The 18,687-nt window shown below is 45.7% G+C and carries 18 protein-coding genes; 7 read left to right on the forward strand and 11 right to left on the reverse strand.

The features are described 5' to 3' along the window. Positions 1-154 precede the first annotated feature (154 nt). The gene (locus tag BBC0178_RS01255) at positions 155-844 is read left to right on the forward strand and encodes a Tim44/TimA family putative adaptor protein (protein WP_078038924.1); all 690 of its coding nucleotides are present in this window, start codon (positions 155-157) and stop codon (positions 842-844) included. Between the two features lie 64 nt (positions 845-908). Further along, positions 909-1,466, forward strand: a complete 558-nt coding sequence (locus BBC0178_RS01260) for a Smr/MutS family protein (protein ID WP_078038925.1) — start codon at positions 909-911, stop codon at positions 1,464-1,466. 333 nt (positions 1,467-1,799) lie between these two features. Here the strand turns inward: BBC0178_RS01260 and BBC0178_RS01265 are convergent, their stop codons facing one another. The 5 genes from BBC0178_RS01265 to BBC0178_RS01285 form a co-directional block, all read right to left on the reverse strand. Beyond that, positions 1,800-2,753 (reverse strand): DUF1402 family protein, encoded by a 954-nt coding sequence (locus tag BBC0178_RS01265; RefSeq protein WP_078038926.1) that lies wholly within the window; start codon positions 2,751-2,753, stop codon positions 1,800-1,802. A gap of 133 nt (positions 2,754-2,886) precedes the next feature. Then, positions 2,887-4,956, reverse strand: a complete 2,070-nt coding sequence (locus BBC0178_RS01270; protein WP_078038927.1) for a transglycosylase domain-containing protein — start codon at positions 4,954-4,956, stop codon at positions 2,887-2,889. Between the two features lie 507 nt (positions 4,957-5,463). Beyond that, positions 5,464-6,492 carry an Hsp33 family molecular chaperone gene (locus BBC0178_RS01275; protein ID WP_078038928.1) on the reverse strand — a complete coding sequence of 343 codons (1,029 nt, stop codon included), beginning with the start codon at positions 6,490-6,492 and terminating at the stop codon, positions 5,464-5,466. Positions 6,493-6,686: 194 nt separating this feature from the next. Then, on the reverse strand, positions 6,687-7,610 hold the full coding sequence (argF, locus tag BBC0178_RS01280; RefSeq protein WP_077973400.1) for an ornithine carbamoyltransferase: 924 nt from the start codon (positions 7,608-7,610) through the stop codon (positions 6,687-6,689). Positions 7,611-7,620: 10 nt separating this feature from the next. Further along, complete coding sequence (locus tag BBC0178_RS01285; RefSeq protein WP_078038929.1) at positions 7,621-8,820, reverse strand: aspartate aminotransferase family protein; 1,200 nt, start codon at positions 8,818-8,820, stop codon at positions 7,621-7,623. Between the two features lie 572 nt (positions 8,821-9,392). Between BBC0178_RS01285 and BBC0178_RS01290 the strand changes: the two genes are divergently transcribed. The 3 genes from BBC0178_RS01290 to BBC0178_RS11670 all read left to right on the forward strand — a co-directional run bounded on the left by BBC0178_RS01290 (position 9,393) and on the right by BBC0178_RS11670 (position 11,583). Beyond that, positions 9,393-9,959: a GcrA family cell cycle regulator gene (locus tag BBC0178_RS01290; protein WP_077973402.1), complete on the forward strand. Its 567-nt coding sequence runs from the start codon at positions 9,393-9,395 to the stop codon at positions 9,957-9,959. Positions 9,960-10,113: 154 nt separating this feature from the next. Further along, positions 10,114-11,220 (forward strand): PLP-dependent cysteine synthase family protein, encoded by a 1,107-nt coding sequence (locus tag BBC0178_RS01295; protein ID WP_225868329.1) that lies wholly within the window; start codon positions 10,114-10,116, stop codon positions 11,218-11,220. After that, a complete protein-coding gene (locus tag BBC0178_RS11670) occupies positions 11,221-11,583 on the forward strand; it encodes a hypothetical protein (protein ID WP_149867393.1) in 363 nt (120 codons plus the stop codon). 143 nt (positions 11,584-11,726) lie between these two features. On the opposite strand, the gene BBC0178_RS01300 is transcribed toward BBC0178_RS11670, so the two are convergent. Then, positions 11,727-12,338 carry a transglutaminase-like cysteine peptidase gene (locus BBC0178_RS01300; RefSeq protein ID WP_078038930.1) on the reverse strand — a complete coding sequence of 204 codons (612 nt, stop codon included), beginning with the start codon at positions 12,336-12,338 and terminating at the stop codon, positions 11,727-11,729. Between the two features lie 341 nt (positions 12,339-12,679). Between BBC0178_RS01300 and BBC0178_RS01305 the strand changes: the two genes are divergently transcribed. Together BBC0178_RS01305 and BBC0178_RS01310 are read left to right on the forward strand one after the other, a co-directional pair. After that, positions 12,680-13,780: a GNAT family N-acetyltransferase/peptidase C39 family protein gene (locus BBC0178_RS01305; protein WP_078038931.1), complete on the forward strand. Its 1,101-nt coding sequence runs from the start codon at positions 12,680-12,682 to the stop codon at positions 13,778-13,780. A gap of 6 nt (positions 13,781-13,786) precedes the next feature. Continuing rightward, complete coding sequence (locus BBC0178_RS01310) at positions 13,787-15,262, forward strand: RimK family protein (RefSeq protein WP_078038932.1); 1,476 nt, start codon at positions 13,787-13,789, stop codon at positions 15,260-15,262. A 291-nt stretch (positions 15,263-15,553) separates the two neighbouring features. Here BBC0178_RS01310 and BBC0178_RS01315 read toward each other — a convergent pair whose 3' ends face one another. The 5 genes from BBC0178_RS01315 to ccmA form a co-directional block, all read right to left on the reverse strand. Further along, positions 15,554-16,156, reverse strand: a complete 603-nt coding sequence (locus BBC0178_RS01315) for a DsbE family thiol:disulfide interchange protein (RefSeq protein WP_078038933.1) — start codon at positions 16,154-16,156, stop codon at positions 15,554-15,556. Positions 16,157-16,161: 5 nt separating this feature from the next. Beyond that, positions 16,162-16,377 (reverse strand): heme exporter protein CcmD, encoded by a 216-nt coding sequence (gene ccmD / locus BBC0178_RS01320; protein WP_077970070.1) that lies wholly within the window; start codon positions 16,375-16,377, stop codon positions 16,162-16,164. Beyond that, a complete protein-coding gene (locus BBC0178_RS01325; protein ID WP_078038934.1) occupies positions 16,374-17,144 on the reverse strand; it encodes a heme ABC transporter permease in 771 nt (256 codons plus the stop codon). Before BBC0178_RS01325 ends, ccmD begins: the two co-directional genes overlap by 4 nt. A gap of 91 nt (positions 17,145-17,235) precedes the next feature. Next, positions 17,236-17,901 (reverse strand): heme exporter protein CcmB, encoded by a 666-nt coding sequence (gene ccmB / locus BBC0178_RS01330; RefSeq protein WP_078038935.1) that lies wholly within the window; start codon positions 17,899-17,901, stop codon positions 17,236-17,238. Continuing rightward, positions 17,901-18,524, reverse strand: a complete 624-nt coding sequence (gene ccmA / locus BBC0178_RS01335; protein ID WP_077970079.1) for a heme ABC exporter ATP-binding protein CcmA — start codon at positions 18,522-18,524, stop codon at positions 17,901-17,903. The genes ccmB and ccmA overlap by 1 nt, the downstream gene beginning before the upstream one ends. Positions 18,525-18,687: the final 163 nt, after the last annotated feature.

Genomic DNA, 18,687 nt, shown 5'->3' on the forward strand with positions numbered 1-18,687 from the left:
GTTTAATGCGTTCTATAGTACAATTCCTTCTTTAAATAGGGATTAAAAAGCCATATTTGAATGATGGCTTTTGCTGTTCTATATGTTTATGTCAACGATTATTGCCACACTCTTCGTAGTGGTGCCCCTTTAATTTTGGAGATTGGCCGCAAAGATGGATTTCGACATTGTACTGGTTATTGCCCTGGTTATTGCCGTAGTGGTGTTTTTGCAGCTACGCAGTGTGTTGGGAAAACGTACGGGTTTTGAAAGACCGCCTTTCGACCCTTATTCACGCCAGCCGGAAAATGCGGAAGAAAAGGAAAACGATACGGTTGTTGCATTGCCGAAACCGGAAGCAAAAGCAGCCGATGATTTTTCCGATATTGATAAAATCGCACCTGAAGACAGCGACCTTAATAAAGGCTTGCGCGCTATCCGCAAAGAAGACGCAACATTTTCACCCAATTCATTTCTGGATGGGGCAAGGGTCGCATATGAAATGGTTGTAACAGCCTTTGCAAAAGCGGATAAAAATACCTTGAAATCGCTTTTATCCGATGATGTCTTTGCCGGATTTTCTTCCGCCATTGATGAGCGTGATAAAAAAGGTGAAACTGTCAAATTTACATTTGTCGGCATTGATAAAATTGAAATTATCGATGCGTCGTGTGAGGCAGATATTGCGCAACTGACAATCAGGGTCGAGAGCGAGATTATCTCGGCAACTTACGATGATAGCCAGAAACTTGTCGATGGTGACCCGCAAACAATAGCTGAAATCAAGGATATCTGGACGTTTGCACGCAATGTCAAATCGCGCGATCCGAACTGGAAAATTATCGGCACAGAAGATGGTGAGTAATTTTCTCTAGAAACGCTAGGTTCAGCCGATCACATCGGGCGTATAATTTGAAGGTTGCATGACCATGGCTCGTGACAATAATCGGGATGAGTTTGATCGGCTGAAACTTGAAGACCGTATTTTATGGGATAAAGTGAGAAGTACTGCAATTCCCTTGGCAAAATCGGAGCGTTTCACTGTCGAGATCAAGGATATGCCAGCACTTTTCTCAATGGAGCTTTTACGGCAAACCAGACTGAACATTATAACCGATGATAAGAGTGATCGGAAAGAAGCTCTGCCGAAGCTTTTTCCTTTTGATAAACCGACCTATCGTAAAATATCGCGCGGGCGTGTTGATATTGAAGGACGTGTCGACCTCCACGGCCTCTATCGCGATGAAGCCTATTCGTTGCTCCTTAATTTTCTACAATCAGCGCGCCATCGAGGTTTACGACATGTCCTTGTAATAACCGGTAAAGGGTTGTCACAGGGCAGCGAAGGTGTTTTGCGGCAAGCCGTTCCCCATTGGCTGGAAACTGCACCTTTCCGCCAGATTATATCTTCCTTTGAAGATGCTCCGCGAAATCACGGTGGTAAAGGTGCGCTTTATGTGCGCTTGCGGCGGCAATCAAAAAACTGATTTGATAAAACTGTTCTGCCTGTTTTTCTGATTGTCAGGACTTATTTTCTGTACTCTATAATTTAATTGGTAGCGGATATAATTGACGTTCAAGCAGATGCTGTGGTTTCAAAACAGATAGTTTTGATTGGCTGATGAACCTATCCGAGCGTTGAAAAAATTATCGTTTTCAATTTCTGGCAGGAACGAGAAAATAACCGGAAAGCTTTTGAAACAGGCAATATGAAATAAGATCTGCCGAAATTGGATCATGAAAAGAATTATCAAATCGCCGGATTATGTAACAGTGAAGATATAGAGAAAATAGCAGAGAGAGCAATAATGACGAGGTTTTTAAAACAGCTTTTCAAGATCGCCGATTTTGCTGTTTACAAACCAGCCGTAATAATTTTCTTGCGGCAATTTGGGTTGTTCCCCATGTGCAATGGCTTGCTTGTTGTCTTCAGCCAATGCGCGTGCCCGCGCTTCCGCACCTCCGGTATTATAAAGTGTTGCAGTCAAACCCGGATTATCCGAAATATCAAAACCGGCAATCTGGCGGTAAGCGTCGATGGACTGGCGGATTGTTGCAGCAATATAGGGAATGGTCTGGTCGGGGTCCATAATAGTTTTATAGACTTGCCCGCCATTTTCCGCAGAAAGCTTGGGCAAACCGGAAATCCGGTTAACGCGGTCGGACATCATTAAAGCAGTGAGCGGATTAACCTGTCCCAGTCCAAAGGTCTGGCCGGCAAAAAACGGTTGGAAAAATACCGCACTGAAACGGTTATTGGGATATTTCTTCCCGTCAACTGTTTTGCCACGAAAATCCTTATTCCAGATATTTTCACGACATGTCCATAATCTATAGCTATCCGAGAGACCATTGCATGAAGAAAATTGTGGGCGTTTAACAAAATCCGTTACGTCTTCCCCGTTATAGGCAAATTGAACTCCCTGATTAAGATAGGACATGCCTTTCACATAATAGGTCTGCAAGCGGTCATAGACATCAACATTATAAGTGTGTTCGCCGATGATTGCGCCTGCGATATGAATAGGGGCAATGCCATAATCTTTTGCGGTTGCGACAATGCGTGCCCTTAGTTTTGAGTCATTCTTCAGAAGATTATAGATTTTCGTATATTTTGCAGCATAGCTTGTTGAAAGTTCGCGCGTGCGTTTTGCCGAAGCACCGGGAACGGGCGGTTGTACCGTATTACGATTACCGGGAGGAACGAGTGTGACGGCCTCGGCTTCGGTGAGCAATGATAAAATCAACGGGATAATCAAACACAGCTTCTTCATGAATATTGGCATGTGCTTACCCTATCTAAGATTGCAAAGGTTTGTTCGTTAAAGGTCTAGTCGTTACAAGAGCATTTTTATCGAGTCGATAGTAAATTGCTAGATATATCGGATATTTTTAGCGCGTTACGCACTACCGCCCACGTAAAAAGTCAAAAAATGAACGTTTTTTTTGTGGAACAGGTTGTGCCTCACTCACATCGGCAGGCGGGCGGGGGGCCCAATAATCGTCACTACTTCCCGGTTCAGGCGGCGGAGCCGGATAAGGTGTTGTCGACGGTTGTTCGCTTTCAGGCAAAATATCATTGCCTCCGGGAACCGCATTTTGCAGGTTATAATTGCCCGGAAGCGGCAAAACCGGCAAGGATTTTTCGGCAACCGTCATATAGGATTTCCAAGCGCGCACGGGAAGCGAACCGCCGGAAATTGTTTTCATCGGATGACCATCGTCATTTCCGAACCATATGCCTGTCACATAATCTGTTGTATAGCCGATAAACCATGCGTCGCGAAAATCCTGACTTGTGCCGGTTTTTCCGGCAGACGGACGGTCGATCGCGGCTTTTCGTGCAGTACCGTTCTCGACAGTCTGTTCAAGCATCGCATTCATCATGCCGACAATATCTGATTGAACGACGCGATTGGCCGTAATTTCACCAAAATCATATATGGTTTTACCGTTTGTATCTTCTACTTTCGAGATAAGTCTTAATTGCGGCTTATAACCACCATTGGCAAAAGGCACAAATGCGCCGGTCAATTCAAGCAAGCTCACTTCCGACGTGCCAAGTGCGATAGAGGCATTGTCCGAAAGTGCCGAATGGATACCGAGACGGTGAGCCACTTCGATAACCTTGTCGGTACCGACCTCCATAATCAATTGGGCGGCAACAGAGTTTAGCGAATGGGATAAAGCGGTGGTCAATGTGACTTCACCCATATATTTGCCGCCGTAATTTTTTGGCGTCCAGTTGCCAATTCTGACCGGTGCGTCGTTGCGGATTGTATTGGGGGTACGACCGGCTTCAAGTGCAGCTAGATAGACAAAGGGTTTGAAGGTGGAACCGGGTTGTCTTTTTGCATCGGTCGCGCGGTTGAACTGGCTTTGCGCATAGTCGACACCGCCAACCATGGCACGGATTGCCCCGCTTTTATCAATCGATACAAGTGCGCCCTGGCTCACGTCGCGTTTTTCTCCATTTTCGGAAATTTGTGTGCGGATTGCTTCTTCGGCAGCCCTTTCAAGTGTCATATCAAGCGTGGTTTCGACCACAATATCCTTATCTGTCTCGCCAATGAGAAACGGTAATTGTTGAACAACCTGATCGGCAACATAGTTTTCCGAGCCGGTCCAATAGGATTGAGCCCTTGCCATCGGTTCGGCTTCTGCCATCGCTACCTCGGCATCATTCACCATGCCTTCTTCTTTCATGGCAGCAAGAACAAGTTTGGCACGGTCATTGGCAGCTTTCGGATCACGTGCAGGCGAAAGGCGTGAGGGTGCTTTTAATAATCCTGCCAGAGTTGCTGCTTCCATCAAATCAATATCTTTAGCCGATTTTCCGAAATATCGCCTTGAGGCTGCTTCGACACCATAAGCACCTGACCCAAGATAAACACGGTTCAAATAGATTTCCAGAATTTGATCTTTGGTATATTTATGCTCGAGCCAGAGCGCCAGCAGCGCTTCCTGCACCTTTCTTTCCAATGTTCTATCGGGAGAAAGAAACAGATTCTTGGCCAATTGTTGGGTAAGTGTCGAGCCTCCCTGTTTGCTGCGGCTATGGATAATGTTGGTTACCATTGCGCGCGCAATTCCAATAGGGTCAACGCCATAGTGGTCGTAAAAACGGCGGTCTTCAATTGCTACCACGGCCTTCGATATCCACGGGCTCATTTCTTTCAATGAAAGTGCTTCACCACCTGTTGTTCCGCGGTTGGCAATCAGAAATCCGTTGCGATCAATAATGCGCACATTTGGCGGCCGTTGGGGGATATTCCATGTTGAAGCTTGCGGCATTTTAAGTGCGACATAGCCGACATAAGCAGCGACAGCTATCGCGCCCCAGATAGCAAGAATGAAACACCATTTGATCAGACGGAACATGAGCCCATGCTTTTTTCGTTTTTCCCGCGACTTGCCCCTTTTTGCGCCGGAACCGCCTTGCGGCGGCAATGCACGGTCTTCATCAGTCAAGCGCATATCAGAAACGCTCCGATTTTTTCAAGACTAGCATTTTTATTGAATATTGCCGACATGGAAAGACTTTTAAAAAATTTCAAGAACCTGAGCGTTAAACCGGAAACCGGATTGAACATTTCGCTGTTTTGCTAGCATAGAAGAATGATTCCGGCAATTTTAAGTAAGATCGATTGCACTATCCAATCATTTCAAAAGCTTCAAGCACTTCCTCACTATTATTTATGATCTGTTATATTTTTCTCTCAAGAGAAGCGAAATATCGCGCTACCAGACATTTCCGCAATTTAACAAACCGGTTTCCGTATGGGAGTGGTTTGATGTCTTTTGGAGGGGATCATTTTTCTCTAGAAGTGATTTTATCGAAAAAGCCGACAATAGATCAGTTCCTGATTTCCGTTAAAATACGATAAATCAGCTTCAAGGGATTGTCCGGTTGCTTACGGTCAATGAAGTTTAAAATGGCAATGGAGCCGAATGGCGTTTTAGCCAATCGGCTGCATTGAATTTTCAATTTTGTTTTGCCTTCAGATCGGCAACATTATCTTGTCCGGTTTTGCGAAATTCTTCCGGATTGAAATTATAAACTGTCGAACAGAATTCACATTTTACAGTAATTCTGCCGTTTTCAACGCTGGAGTTGATCTCCTCCGCCGTGAAGGTATTCAAGACATTTTCTATTTTTTCACGCGAGCATGAACATTGATCAAGAATAGCTCTTGCATTGAAAACCCTGACGCCGTGTTCATGGAACAATCGGAACAAAAGTCTTTCCGCACCCACCTGCGGATCCGTCATCTCGGAACTTTCAATCGTGTCAACAAGTGCCTTGACTTCTCTCCAATGATCAAGATCGGTCTTCTTATCTATTTTTTTGTTCGTTTGGCTTTCAATAGAAGACTTCGGAAGATGTTGGACAAGCACGCCGCCGGCGCGCCAGCTCTCTCTTGAATGGCCATTTTCATCACGGTCGAAAAGTGTCGCAACGCCAAGCTTGACTTCGGTTGGAATCTGCTCGGATTGTTTGAAATAGTTACGCGCTATTTCTTCAAGGCTCGAACCGTCAAGTGCAACAATACCCTGATAGCGTTGCATATGTTCGCCCTGATCGATTGTGAGTGCCAAAGTTCCTTTGCCAAGAAGTTCTTCAGGAGCATCATGGCCGGAAGCAACAGCCTCTTCGAGTTTCTTGTCATCAAATCTTGCATAAGCGCGCAAACTGGATGGAGTTTTAAAATCGCATACCAAGAGATTGACCGGCCCGTCGGAGCTGGTCTGCAAAATGAATTTTCCATCAAATTTCAATGAGGTGCCGAGTAAAACGGTTAAAACCATTGCTTCAGCCAATAACCGCGCTACCGGCTCGGGATAATGGTGGCGCGACAAAATGCTGTTGACGGCAGTTCCCAACTGCACCGCGCGCCCACGTGCATCAAGGTCTTCCACCTCGAAAGGCACGACTGCATCATCGCCAGCAAAATTGAAATCACCAAGGGAAGGGCTCTTTTTACCTTGAGCCGGTTGGTCGTTTGCATTCATTTCTTTTGTCAAAACCGCGTTTCCTTAAAGACTGCCAGAGCGTTCTTGCCAAAATGGTTCTGGTTGATTTTACTTTAAAAAGCAAAGATGCTCCGGCACAATGAAGTCTCTGAACATTGTTCAGATGAATACTTCATAATGCCTGAAGCTGATAAAACAGTAGAACCTTTTGCAAGTAGCCTTATAGATAGGTATTATTTTAACGCCTGCAAGCACCACTCCAGAACAGCCTTTTGGGCGTGCAAGCGGTTTTCAGCTTCGTCAAAGACAACAGAATGTGGTCCGTCAATGACCGCGTCGACAACTTCTTCGCCACGGTGGGCCGGAAGACAATGCATAAACAAGGCATCCGGTTTGGCCAAATCCATCAACGCTTCGTTAACCTGATAAGGCTGGAATACACTGTGTCCGCGGGCCCGGAATTCTTGCCCCATTGAAACCCATGTATCGGTAACAATGCAATCGGCATTTCTGGCGGCCTCTTCGGCATTATTGGTGAGAACAATGTTCGCACCATTTTGACGTGCCCAATCAATATATTTTTGCTGCGGTTCGCTGCCTTTGGGGGTTGCAATTCTCAAATTGAATTTGAAAAGTGCGGATGCTTCAATGAATGAATGTAAAACATTGTTCCCGTCACCCATCCACGCAAAAGTTTTGCCGGTGATTGGTCCGCGATGTTCTTCATAGGTCATAATGTCAGCCAAAATCTGACAAGGATGGGTATCATCTGTCAGGCCATTAATGACAGGAACACCGGCATATTCTGCAAGTTCCAGCATTCTGGTGTGAGCCGTTGTCCGTATCATGATAATGTCAACGAAGCGGGAAAGTACGCGAGCTGTATCGGCAATCGTTTCACTATGTCCGAGTTGCATTTCCGAGCCGGTGAGCATGATCGTCTCGCCGCCCAATTGATGCATCCCGACATCGAATGATACGCGTGTACGTGTTGACGGTTTCTCGAAAATCATGGCGAGTGTTTTGCCAGTAAAAGGTTTTTCCGATTGGCCTTTTTTAAGAAGTGCCTTGACCTTTTTGGCGTGCTCGATGATGTTGCGGGCAGTTTCCGGCGAGAGAATGGACAAATCAGTAAAGTGGCGAATATTCTTCGTCATAATATCAAGCCTATTTTTGTTTGTGAGCATTAGAAACGAGTTGGATTGCTTTTTCAATCCGGTGAAGGCCATCGCGAATTTCATCTTCGGTGACAGTCAATGGCGGTAAAAGACGAATAACATTGTTTCCTGCACCAACGCCTAAAAGTTTTTCATCACGCATAGCAGCAATAACTTCAGTGTTTTTAACAACACATTTAAGCCCGGTTAAAAGCCCTACTCCACGAATTGACTCTACGACATCGGGAAAACGGTCAATAATGGAAGCCAATCCCTGTTTGAACAGGTTGGCCATGGCATTGACATGGTCGAGAAAACCGTCGGCCAACATAACATCAAGTACCGCATTGGCCGCTGCCATTGCAAGAAGATTTCCACCAAATGTTGAACCATGGGTCCCCGGTGTCATGCCTTTGGCTGCCTCTTTTGTTGCGAGACAAGCACCGATTGGAAAACCGCCGCCAAGACCCTTGGCAAGCGCCATGATATCGGGTTCTATGCCCGACCACTGATAGGCAAAAAGTTTGCCTGTCCGCCCCATGCCGGTTTGGACTTCGTCTACAATGAACAACAATCCGTTTTCATCGCAGATGCGGCGCAATAATTGCATGAATTCCTTTGGCACCGGACGCAACCCGCTTTCGCCCTGAATAGGCTCGATGAGCAGTGCAGCAGTCTTTTCACCGATTGCAGCCCGCAATGCTTTTTCATCGTCGAACGGAACTTGAATAAAACCTTGAGCTTTCGGGCCAAAACCTTCAAGATATTTTTCCTGCCCTCCGGCGGCAAGTGTCGCCAGTGTGCGGCCATGAAAAGCACCCTCGAAAGTGATGATTTCATAGCGTTCGGGATGTCCACTTACATATTGATAGCGTCTTGCGGTTTTGATGGCGCATTCTATCGCTTCCGCCCCCGAATTACAGAAAAAAACTTTATCGGCAAAGCTGTTTGCACAAAGTCTTTCAGCAACTTTTTCCTGTTCAGGCGACTGGAACAGATTTGATACATGCCAGAGCTTGTTGGCCTGTTCTTCAATGGCTTTGACAAGCTTGGGGTGGTTATGACCAAGAGCATTGACCGCAATACCGGACGTAAAATCGAGATAGCGCTCGCCGTTATCCGAGATAAGCCAGGCACCGTTTCCTCGTGTGAAGCGCAAACCGATACGTGCAAAAGTATCATAAAGTGGTTGCGCATTGTTTTGGGTCATTGCCTGGTCTCCTATCCATTATATAATTTATGCCGGATACCAAAAACCGGATAAACCGATTTTGGCGATAGCATAAACGATCATATCGCTGTTTTTCTGAACGAAACGTTAGGTTTTTGAAAAACAGCGCTTTTATGCAAGATAAAACATCAACAGCGCCGTGTTTCATCACGACGCTGTCGAAATTATTCATTTTTACTATCCTGCCTGTCTGAAAAAAAGTCAATTGATGCCTTTGAAACACCATAATCAAAATTTATCTTGCAAAAATTGATTTTTGCGCCTGCAAATTTTCCTTTTTTGAAAAAAGTGATTCGCAAGTTGGGGAAAACATCGCAAAACACCTATATAAGCATAAGTAGACTCTTGTCAGGGAGTCATCGCGTATAGTAGTACTTTGGGTAAAACTGGAACATTTCGGTTCTGTCGGGCAAATATCATAACAAGTATGACTGTTTTTGCGCTTTTTAGCGCGTTGATGGATTCCGGCAAAAATCGAGATGACAAAGTGAATGGTCATGCCACCTGAAAGTGAAGGGGCGTTGATAGAAATTAAGAAACGGAGTGCCGGTATGAACTGGACAGATGAACGTGTTGAACTTTTGAAAAAGCTTTGGAGTGACGGGTTGAGTGCCAGCCAGATTGCTGCCCAGCTTGGCGGAGTTAGCCGTAATGCCGTTATCGGTAAGGTTCATCGATTGAAATTGTCAGGACGTGGCAAAACAACAAAAGCAACGCCACGCACAAAGAAGCCGGTCGAAACAGTTGTCAATAATGGAACACAGGCACCACGTGCTCCCCGCAATACGCCGGTCGCACCGGTTGCCGCTGCTGTTGCGGCTTCAGCCAAAAAACCACAGCCTTCAACGATCGGCGCCACAGCTTTGAAACTGGATTTTGTTGCCGATGCGGTTTCCGAAGTGGAAGAACAGCCTTCAACGGATGTTGTTGTGCCGATGTCACGACATTTGAGCCTTTTGCAATTGAGTGAAAATACATGCAAATGGCCTGTTGGCGACCCGCTGTCGGATGACTTCTATTTCTGCGGTGCCGATGCGGGAGAGTCAGGTCCCTATTGCGCTTTCCATGCAAAACTTGCTTTCCAGCCGGTTTCGGAACGCCGTCGCGTAAGAGCTTGAATGCCGAACTAGAAGAGCATAAAATACTAATAATAAGCAAAACCTTGGAATGTTTATTCCAAGGTTTTTTATTTATTAGAAAAAACGAACTGTATTTTCTTCAAATTTAATATTCAATTCTATAATTTAAATCTCTCCAAAAGGAAGATTTAAAGTGAATAAAGTTGATTCAATCGTAAGCTATGACGCGCCGCATTCTTGCAGTCAGGAATGGCTTAAAAAAGCAATTGAAATTATCGAAGCGGAAATAAACCGTTCGGCCGATACCCATCTCATCCGTTATGATTTACCGGCTTCATGCGGGATAACGCTCTATTTAAAAGATGAATCCTGCCATCCGACAGGAAGTTTGAAACATCGTTTGGCGCGTTCGCTTTTTCTCTATTCTCTTTGTAATGGAAAAATTGGGCCCCAGACGACTATTGTCGAAGCTTCGAGCGGTTCGACAGCCGTGTCGGAAGCCTATTTTGCAAAATTGATCGGCGTTCCTTTTGTGACGGTTATTCCGAGGACAACGTCACCGCAAAAAGTCGCAGCCATAGAAGCATATGGCGGCAATGTTCATTTTATAGATGATCCGAAATCGGTTTATGTAACAGCTCAAAACCTCGCTGATGAATTGGGGGGCTATTATATAGACCAGTTTACCTTTGCCGAACGGGCAACAGATTGGCGTGGCAACAACAATATTGCCGATTCAATTTTCTGCCAGATGTCCAAAGAACCGCATCCCGTTCCGCAATGGATTGTTGCAAGTGCAGGCACTGGTGGAACATCGGCAACATTGGGACGATATATAAGGTATCGCAAATTTTCAACGAGACTTTGTGTAGCCGATCCGGAAGCTTCGGTTTTTCACCTCCATTATGCCGACCGGTCGATAAAGGAAATAGAGTCATGTCGTTCGGTGATTGAAGGTATCGGGCGTGCACGTGTCGAGCCGTCATTCATGCCGGACGTGATAGACCGGATGATTTCGGTTCCCGATCAGGCAAGCCTTGCAGCGATGCGTGTGATAAGCCGCCTTATCGGCCGCAGTTGCGGCGGGTCAACCGGAACCAATGTCTATGCAGCCGCAGAACTCATTTCCGATATGATTAAAAATCATCAACAGGGCTCGCTCGTAACATTGATTTGTGACAGTGGGGAACGTTATCGCTCAACCTATCTTGACGATCAGTGGCTTGCTAAAAAAGGTTTTGATATTTCCGGTGATATGAAACGTCTGGAACAACTCTTTGTAGAAGGGAAACCCTTCTGATTGTTGCTTTTGCCTTTAGCCGGTTTTGATGGCGCAAGCCGCTTGAACCCATTTTGCAGGAAGCCGGTTTGCCGGAAATCATTTTTCAGGCTAAAGCCATTTGAGTGTACTTCGGAGCGTCCGAGCGGGGCTCGAAGAGACATGCACCTCATCAGTTTGAAAAAATTTGCCGGACAAAATCTTGAGCGAAAAAATAATGGTGTTCAGTACTTTACCACCACCCGATCAATGATGGTGATTGATCACAATGAAATTTTATTCCGCTTGAAAAATGACAATTTCTTGGATGGGCGACAAGTTTTTAACTTTTCAGCCTATCTGTTTTATCCGGTGAACGTGTTGCAAGGAACCGGACAAGTTTGACAATGCCGATGAGCACGAACACATATAGTGCATGATTGGAAGCCTGTTCCGGCACCTTTTCAGCACAAACAAGTTTTAAAAACAAATAGCCGAAGAGGTGCAAGTTCAACTGCCGAAATTAAAAATGGCAGTAAGTTGTTTTTTCAATTTCCGGTATTGTTGACCGAGCTCACAACAATATCGTCGCGCTGTTCGATGCTGACCCACTTTCCGGGAGATTGTGTCGATTGACGTTTGAGATATGTATATTCGGTGTCTTTCCAGTTGAAGACTTCATCACGCAAATTGTCGAGTACAAAATCACCGCGATCTGTCCGTACAGTTAAAACAGCATGGCCTTCGCCGTCAGGTTTACGCACAACGGTAATAAGCAGACTGGCAAGCGGCATACCTTTGTCATGTAATTCTTTCTGCTTTTCAAGAACATAGTCTTCGCAATCGCCGGCGTTTACCGGATAGGTCCAATATTCTTCCTTGCCGTAAAGTTCCATGTCTGTTGCGGGAGTAATACGGGCATTAACACTATGATTGACATCCAGCATCATATCCCAGACATTTTGAGTTAACTTTACCGGTTGGAGAATGGTGTTGCGTATTTTGCATTCTTGCGGCAAGCGCTCACAAAATTCGTAGTGCCCTATGGGCTGCGATGTTTGGCCACTTACGGTCATAAATTCACCAGCCGCTTTTGCCGCGGATGTCAGTCCGACAAACGTTAAAAACGCCACTCCGAATAATCTGAACGCAAACACCATTTTTGTACTCAATTTAACTTTGCACGATAAAGATCGTTAACAAAAGGTTAAAGTCCAAACTTGCTTGCTAGTCAATGACCGGAATGCAACACTTTATTAAGATTTAAATTATGGTTAAATTTGTGAATTGTTTATTTTCAATGAGTTAGCCTATTGATATGGTTAATATAGTTTTTTATGTCGAAAAAACGTTATTACAGGATGGTTCATAAAAAGCGTGTGATAGTTTTTAGTGTTTTCTTGAAAAAGCTGAAATATAGCCTATTCATGCGTAAAAAATCACTTATATGGATGGTGTTAAGCCTTGATGGCAAAGGCATTCGGGAACTGAGAGTGTGTGAATGGGCAATTTGATTAAACGAAAAGCAACTATAGACGATATAGATGCACTTGTAGCTATCGAAGAAGCCTGCTTTGACAGCGACAGAATATCGCGTCGTTCTTTTCGTACATTAATTGATCGTCCGACAGCAAGAACGATTGTTGCCGAACTTGATGGAACAATTATCGGCTATGCAATGATTTTGTTTCGTAAAGGCACAGCACTCGCGCGCCTTTATTCACTTGCTGTCAAACCCGGTGGCAAAATAAAAGGTGTCGGCTCCGAGTTATTAGAGTCGGCAGAGCAGGCGGCTTTTGATGAAGGGCGCGTTTATATGCGCCTCGAAGTTCGCGAAGACAATGAACGCGCAATCAAGCTTTATGAACGTTTTCATTACCGGCCGATCGGCCGTTATCTTGATTATTATGCCGATCATGCGCCGGCTTTGCGTTATGAAAAAACCTTGCGTGGTGATACGCCGGTTGAAACATCAGTTCCCTATTATCAACAGACTTCGGAATTTACCTGTGGCGCTGCCTGTCTGATGATGGCGCTCAAATATTTCAATCCGCAATCGCGCCTTGATCCTGTGTTCGAGCTTAGACTGTGGCGGGGTGCAACAACGGTTTTCATGCTTTCGGGGCTGGGGGGGTGCGAGCCTTTCGGGCTTGCTGTTCTTGCCCATAATTATGGTTTGAAAGCTGAAATCATCGTCACAAGTTACGAATTTCTATTTATCAATTCGGTGCGTGATCCCAAAAAACGCGAAATTATGGAAATTGCCCAGACCGATTTTCGCGAGCAGGCTGATGCAGCACACATTCCGGTGCGGATTGCTGCTTTTACGCTGGATGATATTCGTGCTGCTTTGGCACGAGGCGCTCTGGTTCTTGTGCTCATCAGTTTCTATCATATGTTTGGTGAAAAAATTCCTCATTGGGTACTGGTCCATGGAGATGATGGAAGCCATATCCACATCCATGATCCATGGGTGGAGGAAGATGCAGGCGAGACAATTGCTGATTCTGCAAATTTGCCTTTGAACTATAAAGTGTTTGATCATATTGCGCGCTTTGGAAAAGACGGTTTGCGCGCAGCCGTCATATTGGAGAAAAGCTAGTTTTCTATGACTATTTGTGTAATTCTTGCTGGACGAGTGTCTGACGTAGATAATGGTGCGACGACGCACAAAGTCATGACCCATCGTGATTATTTGGCCAATCCGGCATTATTTGCCGGTCAGCGTCCCCGTATTATCAACCTGTCACGTTCCTACCGTTATCAAAGCCGCGCTTATTATTGTTCGCTGCTTGCCGAAGCTCGCGGCCATCGTGTGTTACCGTCTGTGGAAACCATGATCGACCTGTCGGAACGACGGTTATATAAAAAATCTATTCCCGAGCTTGAAGATTGTCTCAACAAAGCCCTGAAAGGAGACGGTACACGCGCACCGGAAATTATCAGGGTATTTTTTGGCATTACCGATAGTTCAAATGATATTAAAGGTGACCGATTTGAGAAATTCGGCCACCTTTTGTTTGACTGGTATCGGGCTCCGGCATTGGAAGTTCACGTTATACCGGGTGAATGGGCACGCATTCACAAAATAGGTTTTGCCAATTGGCAAAAACTTGAAGGTGAAAGTCGCGATGCTTTCTATCAGGCGATGGAAACTTATACGACACGGGCCTGGAAAGAAGCCCGCCACAAAGTGCCGCCACGCTGGACTTTCGCGGTTTTATGCAATCCGGAAGAAGAATTGCCACCAACAAACGTTGCCGATTTGAAGCATTGGGCAAAAATTGCCGCCCGCCTTGGTGTGGAAGTCGAACCGATCGGGGCAAGAGATCTCGCCCGTCTTGCCAATTTCGATGCGCTGTTTATTCGTGAAACAACCAATATATCCAATCATACCTATCGTTTTGCCCGTCGCGCGGAACAGGAAAATATGCCGGTCATTGACGACCCGATGTCGATGATCCGTTGTACAAACAAAGTCTATCTTGACGAGTTGATGCGCGCGAATGGGGTTCCGGTTCCCCCTACAGTGATGATCGGTGGCAATGATGATCTGGTAAGAGCGGCAGATACGCTCGGCTTTCCGATGGTGTTGAAAATTCCGGATTCGTCGTTTTCACGCGGGGTGAAACGCGTAGGCTCGATGGAAGAATTACGCCGCCTTGCCCATGAGTGGCTCAAAGATAGTGATCTTTTGCTGGCACAAAAATATTTACCGACCAAATTCGATTGGCGTGTCGGTGTATTAGGTGGCAAGCCGCTTTTTGTTTGCCAGTATGAAATGGCGCCCCACCATTGGCAAATTATCAAACATGATCCGAATGGTGGTGAACCGCTGGAAGGTGGTTTCAAAACCTATGCTATTCCCGATGCACCGCCGGCAGTTGTCGAAATCGGTTTGAAGGCGGCCCGTTGTATCGGTGATGGCCTTTATGGTGTTGATATTAAAGAAACCGATGAAGGTATTGTGGTCATTGAAGTCAATGACAACCCGAATATCGAACACGGGGTCGAAGATCTGGCTGAAAAAGACGATGTCTGGATCAATCTTACGCGCTGGTTTATCGAGCGCCTTGAACGTTGATTAAAAAACTAAAGCTTGATTTAAAAGGCCTGATTTTGATTTAAAGACCTGAAGAGAAAAACCGGCAATGTGTTGCCGGTTTTTTATATCTCGTCAGAATTCTGTTTATCTCATTGCCAAGCAAAAACGGGGGCTTCTTCCGTTTCCTTAAAACATCGTTTTTGAGTGGAACTATGAGTGAATTCCCGTTCTCCTCCGATCACAAAAACAAAAATTGAAAATCACAAAGGCCGATATGATGACATCGCTGTTTTGGCGCAAATGACACTCTGTCCATTTTCAGGCCCGTCATCAGGGTGCAGAATTATCGGACGAAGAAGGCTTGCTATTCAGTGCCTTTTCAATTTGTGGCAATGTTTCATCTTTATAGATTTGCGGTGTTAATGGCCCGATATGTTTATAAACAATAATGCCTTCACGGTTTAAAAGAAAAGTTTCCGGTGGTCCGTATACGCCCCAATCAATGGCTGCGCGGCCGCTCGGATCAAAGCCGACAAGCTTGAACGGACTTCTGAAATTATCAAGGAAGCGTATCGCGTTTTCTTCTTTATCTTTGTAATTGATGCCGACAAGGTCAAAGCGATTGTCTTTTGAGATTTCGATAAGGGTGGGATGTTCGTCACGGCATGGTGGACACCAAGACCCCCAGAAATTGACAAGCGTAACGCGCCCCTTGAAATCGTCAGGGTTGAAGGAGCCGGTTTGACCAAGTAGGGGCAAAACTGTTGCAGGTGCAGGCTTGCCGGCAAGTGCATTGGGAACAAGATTGGCCGTGTCGGGATTGGTTGTTTCCATATGGCTAAACATGATAACAACCAGAACAACAAACAGGATGAATGGCCCAAAAAGGGCGATCATCACCGGAACACTCATTTTTTTCTTGGGCGTGTCCATGATCTTCACGATTTCACTTTGTTGGCACGGATAGCATTTGACTGTTCAAGTTTTTGAAGCCGGGCTTTTTGATGACGACCATTAAGGACAATGTATAAAACCAGCAATAACAGGACAACGGCCGAGACAACATAGCTCAAGGTGACAATCTGGCTATGGTCGAAATGGCCCAGAAATATGTCAATACGATCGGAAATGCCAATTGCATTTTCAGTGGTCATTTTACGTTTTCCTTCTGACGCAGGCGCCGCGCAGCCATTCTTTGCATTGTTTCCACACGCCGACGGGTAATTTCGGTACGCATGCTCGCAAGATAAAGGGCAAAAAAGGCCAATGTGAAACCGATAGCCATAGTAAAGAGCGGCCATAACATGGCGCTATCAATAGCCGAGCCGCCTTTACGGAGAATAGAGGCGGGTTGATGAAGTGTGTTCCACCATTCAACGGAGAATTTGATAATCGGTATGTTAATGAAGCCGACAAGTGTCAGGATAGCCGCAGCTTTTGCGCCTTTTGTTGCGTCGTCAAAGGCCCGTGAAAGCGCGATGATCGCAAGATAAATCAAAAACAATACGAGCACGGAAGTAAGCCGCGCATCCCATTCCCACCATGTGCCCCATGTTGGCCGTCCCCAGAGAGAGCCGGTTATGAGGGCAAGAGCAGTAAAAGTGGCACCAATCGGAGCAGCACTTTTAAGCGATACGTCGGCAAGCGGATGGCGCCAGACCAAAGTTCCAAGCGCCGAAACGCTCATCAACGTGTAACAGAACATGGAAAGCCAGGCAAAAGGCACATGAAGATACATGATGCGTACTGTCATGCCTTGCTGATAATCGTCGGGCGAACGCATGACCATGAAAAGGCCACAGGCGAGAACAATAACAGCAACAAGGCTAAGCCACGGCAGAATTTTACCGCTCAGCCCCATGAAACGGGTCGGGTTGGCCAATGATTGCAACCAGTTTGTCTTCTTTTGTATCAATTCCATGATATCCCTTATTATCGGGTTTTGTTTTTGTCGCAATTATCTTTCTTTATTCAGACCAACATATGACACCAATCTGACAAAGATGTGATGTCTAGTCCGATAATGAAGCAAGTGTCAAAGCTGCTGCCAATGGACCGAGAATCGAAAAGAACAGTGACAGAGCGATCAAAAACAGTAACGGGTTTATAAACGAAATCCCCGGAGCGGTGGTTGCATAGGCTGCGGATACCCCGAAAATCATAACCGGCACCGCAAGCGGCAAAACAATAACCGATATTAATACGCCGCCACGCGGTAGCGAGGTTGCTAGCGCCGCACCGACTGCACCAATCAGGGTAATTGCAGGTGTACCACATAAAAGTGTGAGCATAAGACCGCCTATTGCTGTTCCACCAAGACCGAGCATCAATCCCAGCACAGGAGTAAAAAGAATAAGCGGCAGAATGGTTCCACACCAATGCGCCAGGCATTTTGTAAATACGATCAGACTCAAGCTTTTTCTGTGTCGGGACAATATCAGTTGATCAAGGCTGCCATCATCACGGTCGGTCTGGAACATGCGGTCCATTCCAAGAAGGATTGAAAGAAGTGCTCCAATCCACAGCATTCCCGGACCGATGCGGGACAAAATTTCCTGATCAGGTCCGACAGCAAACGGAGTTATGATAATAATTGCTGCAAAAAACAGAAGTCCCGTCAATAAAGAACTTCCCGGACCAAAAGCAATTCGCAAATCGCGCAAGAAAAGAGCTTTCATCAACTGTCCTCGAAATCGGGAAGGTATTCGTCAAGGAGAATATGACGATTTTCTTCTATGCCAAGCGGTAAATGGGTTGCGGCAATAATCATGCCCGAGCGGTTTCTATGCTCTTCCATAATCTTTGCAAAAATCGCACTTGCATGTTTGTCGAGCCCTGATGTCGGCTCGTCCAGGAGCCATAAAGGCTGATGGGATAATAACAATCGCGCAATGGCAACGCGCCTTTTCTGTCCAGTTGAAAGCACACCGAATGGAAGATGCTCGATTCCTGAAAGTTCGACTTGATCGAGTGCTTCCATCGGCGACAACAATTGCGCTGAATCGAAATTCGACCAGAATTCGAGATTTTGCAAAACGGTCAAATGCGTTTTCATGGCGTTTTGACTGCCAAGATAATGGCTGACAAGAGCAACGGGAAAGCGTTGATCACCTTCTTGTGCTGCGACTTCTCCTTCATTGGCGGGCAAGAAGCCTGCAATGATTCGCAGCAAAGTCGACTTGCCGATACCATTTGGACCGGTGATTGTGAGCAATTCTCTATCGTGGATTGTAAAGTGCAAGTGTTGAAACAACACCTCTTCACCACGTTTTGCACTCAGATCAATTGCTGTTATTTCCATGTAACCACCGGATTTTGCTTAACCTTTCTTAAGATGGCCGGAGCCTTTAAACAAGTAAACACATTTTTTTTAATGGATTACGTCTGGAACAGTTCCAGAAAAGGACTTATATCAGATTTACCATACCAGCGGTCGGTGTGGGACAATTTTTGGGCCGGTCTCC

This window comes from Ditibartonella apihabitans, assembly GCF_002007485.1.
Lineage (GTDB): Bacteria > Pseudomonadota > Alphaproteobacteria > Rhizobiales > Rhizobiaceae > Bartonella > Bartonella apihabitans.